At 57.9% G+C, this 16215-nt stretch carries 15 protein-coding genes; 10 read left to right on the forward strand and 5 right to left on the reverse strand.

Features of this window, described 5'->3' with window-relative positions; all coding sequences use genetic code 11:
• The first annotated feature begins 181 nt into the window (after positions 1 to 181).
• From rbfA to ABIL25_07880, 9 genes are all read left to right on the forward strand, one after another.
• Entirely contained in the window at positions 182 to 577 is a 396-nt protein-coding gene (gene rbfA / locus ABIL25_07840) for a 30S ribosome-binding factor RbfA (GenBank protein MEO0082185.1), read from the forward strand.
• A gap of 61 nt (positions 578 to 638) precedes the next feature.
• Positions 639 to 1505 carry a tRNA pseudouridine(55) synthase TruB gene (gene truB, locus ABIL25_07845; GenBank protein ID MEO0082186.1) on the forward strand — a complete coding sequence of 289 codons (867 nt, stop codon included), beginning with the start codon at positions 639 to 641 and terminating at the stop codon, positions 1503 to 1505.
• On the forward strand, positions 1495 to 2391 hold the full coding sequence (gene ribF, locus ABIL25_07850; GenBank protein MEO0082187.1) for a riboflavin biosynthesis protein RibF: 897 nt from the start codon (positions 1495 to 1497) through the stop codon (positions 2389 to 2391). Before truB ends, ribF begins: the two co-directional genes overlap by 11 nt.
• Positions 2392 to 2541: 150 nt before the next feature.
• Entirely contained in the window at positions 2542 to 3927 is a 1386-nt protein-coding gene (locus tag ABIL25_07855; protein ID MEO0082188.1) for a PQQ-binding-like beta-propeller repeat protein, read from the forward strand.
• Between the two features lie 150 nt (positions 3928 to 4077).
• Positions 4078 to 4761, forward strand: a complete 684-nt coding sequence (locus ABIL25_07860) for a Yip1 family protein (protein ID MEO0082189.1) — start codon at positions 4078 to 4080, stop codon at positions 4759 to 4761.
• A 3-nt stretch (positions 4762 to 4764) separates the two neighbouring features.
• Positions 4765 to 6051 carry a TolC family protein gene (locus tag ABIL25_07865; protein ID MEO0082190.1) on the forward strand — a complete coding sequence of 429 codons (1287 nt, stop codon included), beginning with the start codon at positions 4765 to 4767 and terminating at the stop codon, positions 6049 to 6051.
• The gene (locus tag ABIL25_07870) at positions 6048 to 7187 is read left to right on the forward strand and encodes an efflux RND transporter periplasmic adaptor subunit (protein MEO0082191.1); all 1140 of its coding nucleotides are present in this window, start codon (positions 6048 to 6050) and stop codon (positions 7185 to 7187) included. The genes ABIL25_07865 and ABIL25_07870 overlap by 4 nt, the downstream gene beginning before the upstream one ends.
• Positions 7188 to 7220: 33 nt before the next feature.
• A complete protein-coding gene (locus ABIL25_07875; protein ID MEO0082192.1) occupies positions 7221 to 7889 on the forward strand; it encodes an ABC transporter ATP-binding protein in 669 nt (222 codons plus the stop codon).
• 3 nt (positions 7890 to 7892) lie between these two features.
• Complete coding sequence (locus tag ABIL25_07880; GenBank protein MEO0082193.1) at positions 7893 to 9131, forward strand: ABC transporter permease; 1239 nt, start codon at positions 7893 to 7895, stop codon at positions 9129 to 9131.
• Positions 9132 to 9169: 38 nt separating this feature from the next.
• Here the strand turns inward: ABIL25_07880 and ABIL25_07885 are convergent, their stop codons facing one another.
• Positions 9170 to 10240 (reverse strand): T9SS type A sorting domain-containing protein, encoded by a 1071-nt coding sequence (locus ABIL25_07885; protein ID MEO0082194.1) that lies wholly within the window; start codon positions 10238 to 10240, stop codon positions 9170 to 9172.
• Positions 10241 to 10243: 3 nt separating this feature from the next.
• On the reverse strand, positions 10244 to 12259 hold the full coding sequence (locus ABIL25_07890; protein ID MEO0082195.1) for a M1 family aminopeptidase: 2016 nt from the start codon (positions 12257 to 12259) through the stop codon (positions 10244 to 10246).
• A 280-nt stretch (positions 12260 to 12539) separates the two neighbouring features.
• Between ABIL25_07890 and ABIL25_07895 the strand changes: the two genes are divergently transcribed.
• Complete coding sequence (locus ABIL25_07895) at positions 12540 to 13403, forward strand: hypothetical protein (protein MEO0082196.1); 864 nt, start codon at positions 12540 to 12542, stop codon at positions 13401 to 13403.
• 518 nt (positions 13404 to 13921) lie between these two features.
• Here ABIL25_07895 and ABIL25_07900 read toward each other — a convergent pair.
• From ABIL25_07900 to ABIL25_07910, 3 genes are all read right to left on the reverse strand, one after another.
• Positions 13922 to 14839, reverse strand: a complete 918-nt coding sequence (locus ABIL25_07900) for a GNAT family N-acetyltransferase (protein MEO0082197.1) — start codon at positions 14837 to 14839, stop codon at positions 13922 to 13924.
• Positions 14840 to 14934: 95 nt separating this feature from the next.
• Entirely contained in the window at positions 14935 to 15279 is a 345-nt protein-coding gene (locus ABIL25_07905; protein MEO0082198.1) for a transposase, read from the reverse strand.
• 77 nt (positions 15280 to 15356) lie between these two features.
• The gene (locus tag ABIL25_07910; protein ID MEO0082199.1) at positions 15357 to 15575 is read right to left on the reverse strand and encodes a hypothetical protein; all 219 of its coding nucleotides are present in this window, start codon (positions 15573 to 15575) and stop codon (positions 15357 to 15359) included.
• Positions 15576 to 16215 lie beyond the last annotated feature (640 nt).

The raw sequence follows: 16215 nt of genomic DNA on the forward strand, positions 1-16215 counted from the left end.
ATGGTTGTCCATAAGGCTGCTCCTCTCTTCACCCAATGGGTGAAAGTTGTTCATACCTGTTAGACGCAAAAGCTGACAGGAAATACAAGAGGTGCAGCCTTCTTTGTTGTAGTTCTATATCGGCACTAGGGCCCGGTTCCTCACTTTACAGCGCCGCTCGCGTCGCTAGAATTGCTCCACTATGCAACACCGGGAGGAACGCGTTGCCGCCGCTATCAAGCACGCTGTCGCCGAAATAATCCTCAATGAGCTGTCTGACCCGGCCATCGGTTTCGTAACGGTTACTCGTTGCCGGGTAACACGCGACTTGAAGAATGCCGTGGTGTTTCTTTCGATAATGGGCGACAAAACTAGGCAAGAGACCAGTCTCTCGCACCTCCGGCACGCCACAGGCTTCATCCGCCGCCGACTCGGCACACGGGTCAAACTGCGTTACCTTCCTGAGCTGCGTCTGGCCCTGGACGACATCCTCGCGCAGGAACAGCGGGTCGGCGACATCCTGCACGAACTTTTCCCCGACGTTCCGCCGGCTGCTTCAGCCGCTTCGGAAGGAGCCGATTCTGGCCAACCGAAATGACGCCCTTTTCCTCACGCTGGGCCGCAGCATCGGACGCATTGCGTAAGGCCTAGAGCGTCACGTGCGTGGTGTACTGAATTTGAACAAACCGTCCGGCCTCTCTTCCTACGATGTCATCCGCCGGCTGCACCGAATAATCGGACCGACACCTATCGGCCATGCCGGTACCCTGGACCCGATGGCCTCGGGTGTTCTCCTGATTCTGGTTGGGGAGGCTACAAAACTGAGCCGCTTCCTGATGGCGACCGATAAGGAATACCAAGCCGAAGTTCTGTTTGGGAAGGAGACCGACACTGATGACACGACCGGACGCATCATTGCCGAGGCTGTGGTACCGGACTTGAGTAAAGAAGTGTTGTGCGAGATTCTGCGTCGTTTCCTTGGTGTGCAGAGTCAGGTCCCTCCCCGATTTTCCGCTCTGAAGCAGGCCGGCCGGCCGCTCTACCGTCTGGCCCGAAGAGGCTGGTCCGTCGAGCCGAAACCGCGCCCGGTTACCTTCCATGACCTTGAACTGCTCAACTGGGACCCGCCCCGTGCTTATCTGCGCGCAGTCGTTTCATCCGGAACCTACATCCGCGCCTTGGCCCGTGACCTTGGCCGAGCAGCCGGTACGGTCGCAACGCTTTCCGGCCTCGTGCGGACCCGCTCGGGCCGGTTCGCGCTCAACCAGGCACTAAGCCTCGACCGGGCTGACCCGGAAACCATCGTCCACCACCTTGTGACGATACCGGATGCCCTGCCAGAGTTGCCTCGCTTGAATCTATCCGAGGTTCAGGCCCACAGCCTACTGCAAGGTCAGATGGTCGAGTTCCAGACAGCACCTGATGTCGAGCACGCACTCGCCCTCACTTCCGAACAGAGATTCTTGTGTCTTGTAGCGGTGCGTGACCAGAAACTAAGACCCCTGCGCGTAATATATGCAGAGTGACAAAGTCGGGCCGGTCGTCGCGGTGGGCAGTTTTGACGGCGTGCATCTCGGGCATCGACAGATACTTTCCCGCACCATGAAACTTGCGGAGCAATTCGGGGCGACCACTGCGGTGCTTACGTTTGATCCGCTACCAGCCCAGCTCGTCCACCCGGACTTCACTTTCGTGCTTACGCCATTGGCCGAGAAAGCGGCGCTATTTTTGGAGCTGGGAATCGCGACCGTGCACGTAGTACGGTTTGACTCGACGGTACAGGCCGAGGAGCCGGACGTGTTTGTCCACAAGCACCTGTTTCCGCTGAGCCCGGCTGCAGTTGTTGTTGGCCACGACCATCGTTTCGGCCGCGCACGTAAGGGCAATATTGAGCTTCTTTCCCGGTTACTTGAAGCCGCCCGCGTCCGGCTTGAGGTTGTACCGGAGTTTCTCCTTGACGGCGTGCCGGTACGAAGCACCGTCATCCGCGAACATCTGCTTCTTGGTCATGTGCGCCGCGCCGCTCTGCTCCTTGGCCGGCCTTATTCGATCGCTGGTCGAGTCGTACCCGGCCATGGTACCGGCCGTCGGCTTGGATTCCCCACTCTGAACATCCAAGTTCAGGATCGAGAGAAGTTCGTCCCTGCCGACGGAGTTTATGCCGTCTGGGCGGATATCGAAGGCCGCATTCAACCTGCGGTCATGAATATTGGTCACCGTCCTACATTCGGCGGTGAGAAGCGCTCGATTGAAGTGCACTTGCTTGACGAGAAGCTTGAGATGCCTCCGCTTGCTGCTGCGGTGCGTTTTGTTGAGCGGCTCCGGCCGGAAAGGAAATTCTCCGACCTGTCAGCACTCGCCGACCGGATTGCCGAAGACGTGGCCTTAGCTCGGAGAATACTTGTCGGCTGAAACTGTTGACAAGCACTTAGCGTCAGACAGGATTATGAACGCCATGACGAATGCCAATTTTCCGACGGTCAATCAAAAAGCAGAACAGTTGGCGAAAAAGCATCGCTCTACGGTTGGCTGTCGTCGGTATACTCGAACGGAGGTTTGGTCATGATAGCGTACGTTGCGTTTGCCTTACTGCTCGGCATTAGCATTGTACCGCCGCCTGACTCCTTGGTTCTGCCGATCCGTGCCGATACACTGACTGATACCGAACTGACAATGTTCCCGCCTGAAGGCGCCCAGCTTCCACTCTGCTACCAAGTTGACTGGGGTGACGGCGAAACACTTGACTGGACTCAGCCCAGTAGAACCGATTACACCCGCTACCACCGTTATCGTCGCTACGGTGACTTCGAAGTCCGGGTAAGGGCCCGTGACCCTGAAGGTCGAGTCTCAGACTGGAGCAAGCCGCTCGTCGTGCATGTAACCGATCCGGTGCTGAAGTGGGTATTCCCAACATTCGAGCCAATTGTCGCCTCGCCGACCCTCGACGACAATGGCAACGTGTATGTCGGCGATGAGGACGGTTGGTTCTACTCCATTGACCCCAAAGGCCAGTTGCGCTGGAGCTATCAGGCAAAGGACGCAATCTATGCCGCGGCCGCCATCTTCCGAGACAATGTCTATGTGCCGTCAATGGACTCAAGTCTCTACTGCTTCGATATCCAGGGCAAACTGCGCTGGAAAACTTTCCTCGGTGATGAACTATATACAGCGCCAGCTGTCGATCCGAAGGGTAACCTATACATTGGTGGCGACGCCGGTACGCTGTACGCGCTGTCAAGCCGAGGCCAGGTCCGCTGGCGATACAAGACTGGCGATGAGATTTCGTCGTCACCGACAATCGGCGTCAATGGTCTTATCTACATTACCTCTGATTCAGTGTACTGTCTTGACTCTCGTGGCCGGCGACGCTGGGCATTTGGTACGCCGAACGGCGACTACTTCTTCGCAGGAGCAGTTCCGGACCTGGCCGGCAACGTCTATGTTGGCAACGAAGACGGTCGCATCTACTGCATTGGCCCGGACGGCAGGCAGCGCTGGTGTGCGCCGGTTCCGGACGAAGACGAAATCAAGACCGAAGTCGTCATTGCACCGGGTGATACGCTCTACGTCGGTTCGGACGGATACTACCTCTTCCGCAAGGCACCAGGCGATGTCGCACGACTTGTCTATGAAGTGGATGACTACCTCATCTCTACTCCGGCCATCAGCTCAAACCGGACACTCTACTTTCTGCCTGACGACGGATTTGTCTATGCAGTAAGTGCAACCGGACGCCGGGTCTGGCGGTACGAAGTGGCGATGGAAGAGAAGGACCTCTACTACACTTCTTCTCCGGTCATCGGCCCGGACGGAACGGTCTACGTCGGTTCGTGGGACGGTGGCCTGTACGCGTTTGAGGGTGACGGTCCGCCGGCGCGTTCGCTTTGGCCCCAGTATCGGCACGATGCCCAGCACACTGGCCGCCTAACCAGGTTGCCAAAGCGGTGACCTAAGGACGAACTACGTACCACGCCGCGCGCAATCTGCCGGATACGGGACACCACGCCTTCGCGCTTGTTCTGCTATCTTGGCGGCTGGGTGTTGAGGTACGTCGAGCATAGTCCATCGAGCATGAGCGTCGCACACTAAGGAGGCATGATGTTAGGAGTTTACGCGTCACCGAGTGCGGTATTCGCACGGCTCAAGGAGAGACCGGTCTGGCTCCTGCCACTTGTCGTCAGCGTTGTTGCCAATCTGGTTGCGACGGCGGTTTCAACCCAGTACATTGACTGGCAGGCGCAGAAGGAACAGGCTGTGGAACGAATGCAGGCACGCGGCATGCCCCCGGATCAGATTGAGAAGGCAGTCGAGGGGATGGAACGTTTCTACTCCAACTCGCTGCTACGCACCGGCCTGCCGCTCATCTCGTCACTCGTGACCCAGCTCATCGCTGTGTTCTTCCTTGCGTTCGTCTACAACCTGTGTCTGCCGCTTGTGGGTGGAGGCGGCAACTACCAGCGCACACTCTCAGTCGTAACCCACGCGAGCCTGGTCTGGCTCCCAGGTGCGTTCGTACGCATCCTGCTTATCCTGCTCAAGCGTTCGTCTGAGGTCACGACCAGTCTGCTTGTCGTCGTACCGAACGTCAAAACCGGGTTTCTGGCCGTCATTCTGGGCCGCCTTGACATCTTTGCCATCTGGCAGCTAATCCTAACTGGTCTTGGCCTGAAGGTCGTCTATGACATTAAGGGTACGAAGTCCTATTGGCTGGTTTTCGCAGTCTGGTTCGCACTCACCGTCATATTCGGCGTGCTCGCCATCATCGGCGGCGGTCCGCGCTAGACGATGTCGGCTTTCTTGTTTGTTCTTGTGCTTGCCACTGGTCCGGACACGGTCGAGCTTACGCTCGGCCAGGCGCTGGAGCTCGCGCTCCGGCAGAGTCCGGTCCGAACCCAGGTGAGTGTCAGTCAAACTCAGTCCGCCTCAAGTTTAGCCCGCAGCGTGAGCGGACTCCTGCCGACTGTTTCCGGGACGGTCGGCTATGCCAAGCTCGACCTTGACCAAGGCCACCTTCCTGACTTGCCCAGCACCGGCTGGACCGGGAGTCTTACCTTGAGCCAAGTTGTGTTCGACCCGTCAGTATTCACGGCCTTGGCCGGCTCGGTCGTGTACTCAGGCTACTACGCAACCGATGCCCACGACAAACAGGCGCGGCTCATCTACGACGTCACGAAGGCATACCTCGAACTGCTTCGGGCCCGGCTGCTGGCCGACGCGGCGGATGCCGCGCTGCGTCGGGCCCAAGAAAACCTTCGCCTGGTACGGGAAAGGGAGCGGCTGAACGCCGTGTCGAAAGTAGATGCGATGCGCGCTCAGGTGCTTGAGTCCCAGGCAGTGCTGGCAAGGCTTGAGGCGGAAAAGGGCCTTGCGGTGGCTGCCGAGACTTTCAAGGCCATGGTCAACATCGAGCCCGGGGTTACGATTCGGCTGTCGGACGAACTCACCGAGCCGTCCGACCTTGATATCAGCCGGCCCGAAAGCATGCTCGTGGAGATCAGGCGGAAGAACCCGGGTCTGAAGCTTGCTACCAGCGCAGCGGCCGCGGCCCGAATTACCAGTTGGGGCAAGGCAGCAAGGGTCCTGCCATCAGTCTCGGCTTACTGGACGTCAGAATACGCTGACAGACAGTTTCCTTCAAGTGTTGCTCGCTGGCGCGACCACGACCAGGTGTCTTACGGTCTCCGGTTTTCGTTTCCTCTGCTTGACCTGAAGTCCTATGTCCTCGATCTCGTGGACGCGGTAAATGAGTCGCGCCGAACCCGGGCCGCGGCGCGCTCGGCCGCACTTACGCTCAACTCTACCGCAACAGCAGCAATTTTGTCGTATCAGGAAGCAAAGCAGACCTACGCGCACGCGGCATCGAATCTAAAGCTCCATCAGGAACTCTATGCGCTCGCGCAGGAACAGTACCGGCTTGGCTCGCTCTCGCTCGCCGACCTGGCCGGCGTTGAGGCTGACATGGCCCAGGCCCAGGCAACATACACGAGTGCACTCTGCGATACCTACATTCAGGCCGCTCAGGTAAACTACCTACTCGGAAGCATTGAACTTCCGGGGAAGGAGAGGCGATGAAATCTCGTACCCGTACCCTGCTGATTGCCATCGGTGCCGCTGTTGTTCTTGCCCTCGTTGTTGTCCTCAACCTCAAGCGTCCGGCACCGTCGGAATCGGTCACGGCCGAGACCGTCAAGTACGGCTCAATTGTGTCGGTCGTTTCTGCCACCGGCAAGTTACGTGCCCAGAGTCAGGTAAACCTGCAGGCCCAAGTGATGGGCACGGTCAACCGTCTGCTTGTCGAGGAGGGCGACTGGGTTGAAAAAGGGGACCTCCTGCTTGAACTTGACCGGAAGACCTATGAGGCCCAGCTCGTGCTCGCCCGCTCCAGCTTTGAGCAGGCACAGGCCAGCTTTGGCCGCATCGAAAGTCTGTATGCCCGCGGCCTTATTTCGGCCGAGCAGCATGAGGCCGCCAAGGCTTCCTACGAGGCTGCCCGCGCTCAGTACGAACAGGCCGAGGACCAGCTTGCCAAGACTTCGCTCCGCGCTCCTATCTCCGGTACTGTTGTTCAGCTCAACGTCAAACAGGGCGAGACGGTGATGCTCGGTACAATGAATAACCCCGGTACAGTCATCATGGTGCTTGCCGACATGTCAAGAATGGAAGCCAGAATTGACGTTGACGAGACCGACGTTGTGTCACTCGCACTCGGCCAGCCAGTCAGAGTCGAAGTGGATGCCTTGCCTGACACCGCCTTTGCTGGCCAGGTCACGAAAATCGGCTACATGCCCACGACAAGCCTGCTGTCAACCGAGACCCAAGGAACAGACTTTGAAGTCATTGTCACTCTGGAGTCAGTCTCGCCGGTACTGCGGCCCGGTATGTCGGTCTCAGCCGAAATCACCACCGCGTCGCTCGATAGCGTCCTAGTCATACCGCTTCAGGCCGTGGGCCGGCGCGAGGTTGAAGGCCGGGAGCAGGAAACTGTCTATCTTATCGAAGATGGTAAGGCGAAGCTACAAGTCATAAGAACCGGCAAGGCCAGCGATACAGAGGTTGAGGTGACCGAAGGCTTGAAGCCGGGTGACCAGGTCGTCACCGGTCCGTACAAGGTGTTGGCGAAACTCAAGGAAGGCCGGCGCGTGACACCGAGCAGGGTGGCAGCAGGTCCGACATTTACCGAGAACAAGAAGTCTGAAGGAACCCGCTAACCAGGGCCGAATGATGCATGGTGTGTGAGCATCATGGCTCTCATTAGGACCGAAAACCTCACCAAGACCTACCGCACCGGTAAGATCGAGGTCTGTGCGCTCCAAGGTATTACACTAGAAATCGAGCAGGGCGAGTATGTCGCCCTGATGGGACCTTCCGGCTCCGGTAAGTCCACCTTGATGCACCTACTCGGCTGCCTTGATACGCCGACCGCGGGAAAGTACTGGCTTGCTGGCACCGATGTCACAACTATGGATGACCTCGGACTGGCCCGGCTCCGCAACCGACAGATTGGGTTCGTGTTCCAGAATTTTAACCTTCTCCCTAGGCTCACCGCGCGCGATAACGTTCAGCTTCCGATGGTTTACGCCGGCATTCCCTTCCGTGAGCGGGCCGAACGCAGTCGCGAGTTACTTACCATGGTCGGCCTGGCAGAAAGGATGAACCACCGCTCTAACGAACTATCCGGCGGCGAGATGCAGCGCGTCGCTTTGGCCCGTGCACTGGCCAACCGGCCGTCGCTCTTACTCGCTGATGAACCAACTGGCAACCTTGATTCTCGCACCGGACAGGAAGTGATGGCTTTGCTCGACGACGTCGCACGCAAGGGTAACACGGTTATCCTTGTCACCCATGACCGTGAGGTCGCAGCCCATGCCCGCCGTATCCTCAGGATGGTGGACGGAAAGATTACGAGCTAGCCGGTGTTCCTCGAACTCCTGAAGCTTTCGGTTGAAACATTCCGTACCCACCGGATGCGCTCATTTCTTACCGCGCTGGGGATCATCATCGGCGTAATGACCGTCATCTCGATTATCTCGCTCATCCAGGGCATGAACCGTGAAGTGGAGCGTCAGATATCTTCACTCGGCTCGAATACTATCTACGTACAGAAGTTCGCCTGGGGCATGGGTCGGATTGACTTCGACGACATCAGTCGCCGACCCGACCTGACCGTTGATGATGCCGAAGCCATTGCCCGCCTACCTGGCATTGACCGGGTCTCGCCGGTGCGCTCCCGCACGGTCAGCCGGATTACTTGGCGCGGCAACAAGGCCACAAACGTTGATTTGACCGGCGCGTCGCCCGGCTACGCTGTTACATCCAATGTCAACGTCGAAACCGGCCGCTTCATTTCTTCAGACGATAGCTTACGCAAGCGTGCGGTATGTCTTATCGGTGGTCAGGTCGCTGATGACCTTTTCGGTGAGACCGACCCGGTCGGCAGGCGATTGACGGTCGAGGGAAAGCCCTTCACCATCATCGGTGTCCTCAAGCGCAAGGGCACCTTCATGGGGCAGAGCCAGGACAATGTCATCATCATTCCTTTCTCAACTTTCCAAAAGCACTTCCCGATGCCGCGCGACCGCCGAAGCCGGATGTTCGCAGGAATCTCAATCGAAGCTGCGCCCCGCCGCGGAGTAACGATAGAACGCGCGGTTGATCAGATACGGGAACTAATGCGCCGGCGGCATGGTCTGGGTTACGACAAGCCGGATGACTTCGGTATCAACACCCAGGACACCCTGCGCGAAATCTACCAGAACATTACTCGGGTCGCGATCATCGTGATGGTTGCGGTTGCCGGTATCTCGCTCTTGGTCGGTGGCATCGGTATCATGAACATCATGCTCGTCGCAGTTACTGAGCGCACGCGGGAGATTGGCCTGCGCAAAGCTTTGGGTGCGACGAACCGTACCATCCTCTGGCAGTTTCTTCTGGAATCAGTGATGCTTGCGGTAATCGGCGGCGCCATCGGCGTCATACTCGGTCTGGGAATCGCGCAACTTGCCGCCGCAGTTGGTCACCTCAAGGCTGCGGCACCGCTCTGGACGATACTTCTGGGTTTCGGCTTCTCAGCCGGGGTCGGCATATTCTTCGGGATTTACCCAGCATCCCGCGCCGCCCGGCTGAATCCTATTGAAGCCCTGCGTTACGAATAACCGACCGCGCAGCTGAACTGGCCAACAAGTTGGGTCTCCTATTGCTGCACAACAAGCTTCTGGACAGCAGTCATTCTGTCCGTATCAAGTCTGACGATGTAGATACCGGCGCTCAATTCTCCAATGTCGAGTGGAATGACCAGATTATCATGGTTGATAGCCAGATGACGGGCGAGGACGCAGCAGCCAGCGGTGTCGAAGACGCGCAGCAAAGAACGCTGAGTACCGACCGGTGAACAACGAACGAACCAGATGTGAACCGTCACGAAGGCACCCTTGGCCGGATTTGGAACGATTTCCATCCGCGGCCAGGACAGGGCTGGTTCGACTTTCTCTGTACTTCCGGTGAGAGAGTAGTTGATATCAAGCCATGGCGAATCGGAGCGCGGGCTTGTGTTCCAGCCGATAATCCAGGCTTTCTCGGTCAGCACGTGCGACCAGTCGTAGCCCCAGAGCCCGAACGCCACCCAGTTCTGGCCGAGTGTGTTCTTGATGTGGGATGTTCCGGTCACGTTGAGTTCGATCGTGTCCCACAGCCGGCCCATCGGCACATCGGCGCAGATGGCGCCGTTTTCGATGGCAAAAAACAGGTCTCGGGCGCCGGTCGAAACTGGGTCGACGTTGACCGCGGTGAACCTGAAGTCGAAGCTGAACTCCCAGTAGTGCACCAGATAGCGGATTCTCGCGCGCAGAATGGTCGCAGAATCCGGTATCGAGGTCGTCCGGAACTTGAACCAGCCGCACCTTGTTGTCTCGGCCGGTGGAATCCCGGCTCCGATAATGTGCTCGACCTTGACTGTGTTGTCCGACTTGCCGTAGAGGTCGTTCACGTCGTCGCGAGTGCAGGTTCCGGTCGAGTAAGGCAGGCTGTCAGTGCCGACCGTGTACTCGGCGTCGTTCGGCAGCCACCCGTCACCCGAACGCTCGCTGATGGGCATAGCGGCTATAATGGCCGTGTAGCTGCTGTCGCCGTTCGAGTAGTGGCGGGAGAACTCATCGCGCAGTTTCGTGATTTCGTTGCCGGCAGGAAGGAACGCGGCTTCGGTTGCCAGCGCGGCGCCGAAGGTAACCGCCAGCAAGAGAGCAACCGCCGTGCGGATGTTGTTCACCGTCTACCTTTGGACAACGAGCTTCTTGATGTCGGTAATGCCGTCGGCACTGAGTTCGACGAGATAGACGCCGTTTGCGAAGTCGTTCACGGCAAGCGGAACGCTGAGAACAGAATGTTGAATATTGAACACCAAGTGCCGGACGCAACGGCCCGCAGCGTCATACAGACGGATGACAGCCGGTCCCGGACGGGGCAAGCCGAGCCGGACAATGGCGGTCGTGCGCGCTGGGTTAGGCAGAACCGGGTAGAGTGTTGGGCTGGCGACCGGAGCGCCCGGTGCAATTTCGTTTTCGACGCCGGATGTTACACTGTGCTTTTCCAGAATCCACTTGCCGGGGTTGAAATCAAGCGCAGTTGGCTCACCAGATAGGGTGAAGACGTTGCGCTGGGGATTGGTTGTGATGTCCCAGTGCAGCAGCGTGTCTGAGCCGCCGGCGATGCTCACAAGCGCCTCGACCGGCATATGGAAGCAGGCCGGCGCCTGGCTGCCGTTGGTCTGGCCTACGTCAATGACAATCTCCCATAGGTCATTAGACCGGCGGCCGTACCAGTTGACTGAGTAGTTCGGGAATCCGGCCTGATATACCCATTCGTTGTAGAACCAGTCAAGCTCAAGCCCGGTCAGTTGCTCGTGGATGCGCTTGCGGTCTTCAGTTGTTCCGTTGCCGTAGGCAAAGCTGTCGCGCCAGGCCCGCTCGGCCGCAAACCAGATTCCCGGTTTCTCAAAGTTCGTATCGCCTTCCACGTACCGCGTCATGTGGTTCACCCACGCAGCTTTGCAGTAGGTGTGGCCCCAGTCGAACAGCCGTGCCATGCCGGGGTTGTAAATCGGGTGGCGGTCAAGCGAGTCGGCCCGGAAGAAGTACTGGCGATAGTCTTCCATTGCATCGAGAAACGATTGCCGGCCATAGTGGTGATAGAACCATAGTGGGTCCAGGTAGCTGGCTGAACCTTCGTTGAGCCAGATATCGGCCCAGGTGAAGCAGGTGACGCAGTCGCCAAACCACATGTGGGCGAGTTCGTGCGCGATGCCGGATTCGTCGGCATAGAGAATCCAGTTGCGATGGATAGTGGTCATGGTCTGATGTTCCATTCCACCGAAACTAAATGGATAGACTGCAACCTGACCGTACTTTTCCTGAAGGAATGGGTAGATGCCGAACCGTGTTGAGTCTGAATAGAACGCGACCATGTCCGGTACGTTGACGAACGCGGTCATTGCCTGGACCGAATCCTCGGGCCAGACCCAGTGCCGGATGATCATCGAGTCAGTCGGCGTATAGTGAAACCACTGGGTGATTTCTTTGAAGATGCTTGCCGCGAAGTTGATAAGATAGGTGGGAATCGGGTAGCGGTGAGTCCACCACCAGGTCCTGGTACCGTCGGTGTTTGAAGAAACGCTGTCGAGCAGACCGTTGGCGCAGACACGGAACGAATCGGGCAGGGTGATGTTTACCTGACAGCCCTGCTCGGCTTTGTCCCAAGGATAGTCCCAGCAGGGAAACCAGGCACGCGCGTCTTCAGGTTGGGTCATTGAGTAGCACACTGTGTGGTTGCGACCCTGGCCCGAGCCCTCGAGGTAGAAATAGAAACCCTGGTTTTGAGTGCCGGCGTTGCGGTGATAGTAAATTTCGATGTAGGCCGAATCACCCTGTGGAATCGCCGGGTCCAGGTAAACGATGAGGTTCGTGTACGTGGTGCGAAATGCCTGGATTCTTGCCGCTCGGCGTACCGAGTCACACACGAGCCGTGTGAAGTTGAATACCGCGCTGTCAAGTGAGGGGACTTCGCTTGCGAGCCAGATGCCGCAGTGTGCAGTCATCGCACCTGAAGTCATCGGCAGGTTGAGGTCAATCCGGTAGAACCGGGCATCGTAGTCATGAGTGGACTCCGCATCGGTTTCAGGACGGTCGGAGCGTGGAAGGAGCCACTTTGTTTCATATTGCTCCGGGCCAGGAATGAATCCCGGCGCCGCCGAGACAAGCATAAGACAGATGACCGTAAGCAGATTCTTCACAGTATTACTCCTCTGTTCGTTTGCGAACCTCGTACCTGCAGGTAAGATAGGCGGCAGCCAGAAGTAATCGGCGTCCCGGTAAACTGGATGGTCGGGTCTTGCCTTCTTAGAAGCTCCGGGCCGGTGCGCATCTCACCAGTTACTTGGATCCGCGTTTGCCGTTCCGCAGTTCATAACAACGTAGCCCGGTCTGGCTAGATGTCAAGCCTAGGTACGGAAACCTGGCATTTTCTTGACTCTGGGCGGGCAGGCATGTAGTGTTAGTATAAAAGGAGTGCCGATGAGAATACTGGCCGTCCTGATTGCGGCTACGGTCCTTGTCGCTCCGGTTCTGGCAGACACCACCTGGGTCACGGTTGGCTCACCCTACGTCAAGAACTCGATACCGTTCTGGGGGTCCAATTACGACGCAATGCGGTTTCAGGCTCTGTACCTGCAGAGTGAGATCAACCAGGCGGGTACCATTGTTGCGTTCTGCCTGAGCTCGACCGAGGCCGCACCGGCGTGGTTCTACAAAGTGCGGGTGAAACTGTGCCATACGTCGGTGAGCCAACTTGGGTCAGAATTTGCCGCGAACTACAGCGGCAACACACCCCAGACCATCCTCGACGTTGATTCGTTGCTTGTAGGCACAGGCTCGAACGGCACTTGGTACTACTTCCCGGCCGGGTTCAATTATAACAACACCGACAACCTGCTTCTTGAGATTGCCTGGCGCGGGGATGCGGGTCAGACGGTTACGTTCTGGCGCAATCCGAACGGTACGAACCGGAGGCTGTTTGCGTACAACGACGACGAAGCCCAGTACGGTACCGTGGACAATGTGATGGCTTACCACGCCCGAATCGGCTTCGTGCCGACCGCAGTTACCGAGCCGAAATTGCCGGTCAGCCAACCGCCACTCTTCGAAGTGCGGCCAAGCGTGGGTCGTCCTCCCTTCCGCGTCCTGGTCAATGGGGTCGTGTCTGGAGAGCTGGCTGTGTGCGACATAACGGGCCGTACGCTTGAACGGCTGCCCGTGGTCGGAAACGGCTGGGCAGGAGAAGCGGTCTGGAACCCTGCCAATATCAGAGCCGGGGTGTACCTTGTACGGCCGGTATCAGGACCTGCCAGACCGGGCGTGCGGGTCGTCGTGACTGACTAGCCGCAGGCCACCAGCAGCCGTATTGCATTCGGGGTTCATCGTAGTTCCACTTTGACTGCGGGCTTTCAGCTACGTCACCGGTATCGCGAAAACCGCAATTGCACAGCTTCAACCAATTAGAGCTCTTGGGCCAACGCTCAGAACCCAGGTAGGAAGTCGCCGGGAAAGCTGTAATTCCGATGCTGGGGGTGACCAGGAGGCCGCCTAGTGGCCAGCACTTGGCTTGGCAGATTGCCAGGCACCGATAGCCAGGCTTCCAAATAGGCTAGCACTAGAGTCGTGTTGTTCGGCTCCTGGAACTACAGTCCGAGCAGTCTCAGGACCGGCTTTTCGGGTACAAGGCAGGGTCGTTTGTTGCCGGGTTACCAGAGGTGTTTCTTGACTGTTTTGTCATGCTCGTAACGGCCAGGCTTACGAAAGTTCGAGCCGAACATTACAGGATGGAGTGAATGCTGAGACCAAGTTCGGCACGATAATTTGCGTCGAGCTGCAGACAGTGTCCAGATTGTCCGAGCGGGTTAGAACTGGTCAGCTACGGTCCAGTAGAACCTGGGGCCGAAGGCGGTGTGAATTGAGATGGTCGGAACCAGCGACTTTGCCATCAGTGTGCCGTATGTGCGATGCCAAAACCGAAAGCCCTGCCGGCGGTAGATGTTTCGCAGCACCGGGTCCCAGACTGCAGTGTCAATGAGCACACCGGGTTTGCGCCGCAGGAGTCGTGCAAGGATGCGAAGGTAGGCTCTCTGGTCTCGGCACAGGATTTCGTCAATCCAAAGTGCGCCCCGAAAATCTTCGACAAGCGCGTACCCGTCACGGCACGCGACCACAAATCCCGGTCCCGGCTTCCAGGTCTTTTCCAAGGCTTTAAGCCAACCAGGGTTGCGCACGGCAAATCCGCACCGGGTCCGGGTAAGCTCTTCGTGCAGTTTCTCCACCAGCCGGTAGTTCGGTTTAGGGTGCCTGATTTTGGGGGCTTTCTTTTGCCCTGCAAAGAGTTTGTGGCAGCGGGGCGCAACCTTGCCACAGGCCAGGTCCTGGTACCCAATCTTGCGGTAAAGATGCCATGCGACAAGGGTGCGGCTGGTAAACAGGAACGAGAAACGATACCCCTTTTGGCGATACTCATCTTCAACGTGCTCCAGCAGTCGAAGCGCAATTCCGCGTCGCGCGTAGTCCGGCAGGGTTGCAACGTGGTGGATGCCAAGTGCTTTTTCGGTGCTGCCGTCGGCAAGCCGGACCGGGATGTCGGCGGTGCCAACAAAACCGACTGGTGTCCGGCCGCAGACGAGCGCATAGCCGAACGGGTCGCGGAAGCGTTCATCGTTCTGCCGCATCTCGGCGATACGGTTCGGGTGCGCAGTCCACCAGAACGTTGCCGCCATGAGTTGCAGGAATCCATCCGGATTGCGGAGTTCATCATAAGGAACGACGCGCATGACCAGAGGGTAGTTGCCGACAAGGTTTTGTCAAATTCTGTGGAAATGGATTCGGCGGTGTGGTAGTGGTTTACGCTGATTTGACCTCGACACCATCACGGTACTTGGCCTCCAGTAATCACTGCCGCGAACAGATACGGCGGTGTGAGCCGGAACCAGCGCGTCTCCTGTTCAGTCAGAGGCCTGTATATCAGTCCGAACGCTGACCAGTAGCGGATCAGCCGCTTCACCCGGCTCCTCACCGGTGCAAACGCCGACTCAACCGGGTCGTTCGTCTTTAGGTGCCGCCAGTGTTCCTTGGGGAAGTCAAAGTAGCTCAGAAGATCATCCTGGTTCTCCAGAAGACACTTCACTGCCGGCGGATGTAACCGATAGTGGTCGGCAAAGTACACAATCCAGATCACCGCCTCAGCTTTGCTCGCAGCATCATAGATACACACCAAGTCCTTGTGCGCTTGCCGCTGCTAAAATGGACCTGCCGCGGCTTGCCATGGCCGTTGCGATAACCTCGGAAAAGTTATTCGCTTACCCGCTCGTACTTGGCGCGCTCCACAAACGTCTCCTGTTCCCCGTCCAATGTATTTTGTATCTTCTCTTGAGCACCTTCTAACGCCTCCTTGTCCAACAGGCTGGCCGAGTCTTGGCGCAGCTTGTGTCTCAGCTGGCGCATCGCCCGTTGCTCCTTGCGTTCCTGTCTTCTTCTTGCGTCGTCCTGCCTTTTCTGATACTCTGACATAGCGGTGTCTCATTTCTTGGGCTTTCGCCCGGTTTGAACTGCATACAAATAATTGTAGACGCCGCTTCATCTTTTTCCACAGCTTTCGATAGTAGCTCCCCAGCGGCTACCCCAAGGCCAAGTCGCCAACTTGACCACCGGTAAAGCCCGGGGGCAAAGCATCGGACTGACCTGCAGACAAGCCGGCAGGTAGGCGACCGGTATTACCCCGGTTCAAACTGCGGGTTCAATACCCTATCAACCCCAAGGGCGGTTACCAGGATAACTACCGCTACATATACCCGGATTTACCGCCAGGTCACCCGGCTAACTACTTGAGCGACAAACTCTTGGGTAGATACAGAGTTCACCCCCGGGGCTGTCCCTGAGTCCACCTGGGGGACTGTCCCCGGGACAGTCCCCCAAGCTGTCTGGTACTCCATCTGCCGGCTGAGTGCCCGGACAACATCTACAGCCCCGCCCCTTGCAACTGTTTGACTTGCGCAGGGTTACGCGATTGGTGTCAAAATTGGTTTCTGCACTGCCGCAGGTCGCATGAGAAAACAGCGTCAGCAGTTAGGTATACGTCCAGACAATAGCAGGCCGGGGCGGGTTTGTCCCGCCCCGGCGTTGGATGTCGGATCAGTACGACCCGACCAAT

Source organism: candidate division WOR-3 bacterium (assembly GCA_039801365.1).
GTDB lineage: Bacteria > Hydrothermota > Tepidihabitantia > Tepidihabitantales > Tepidihabitantaceae > JBDRUN01.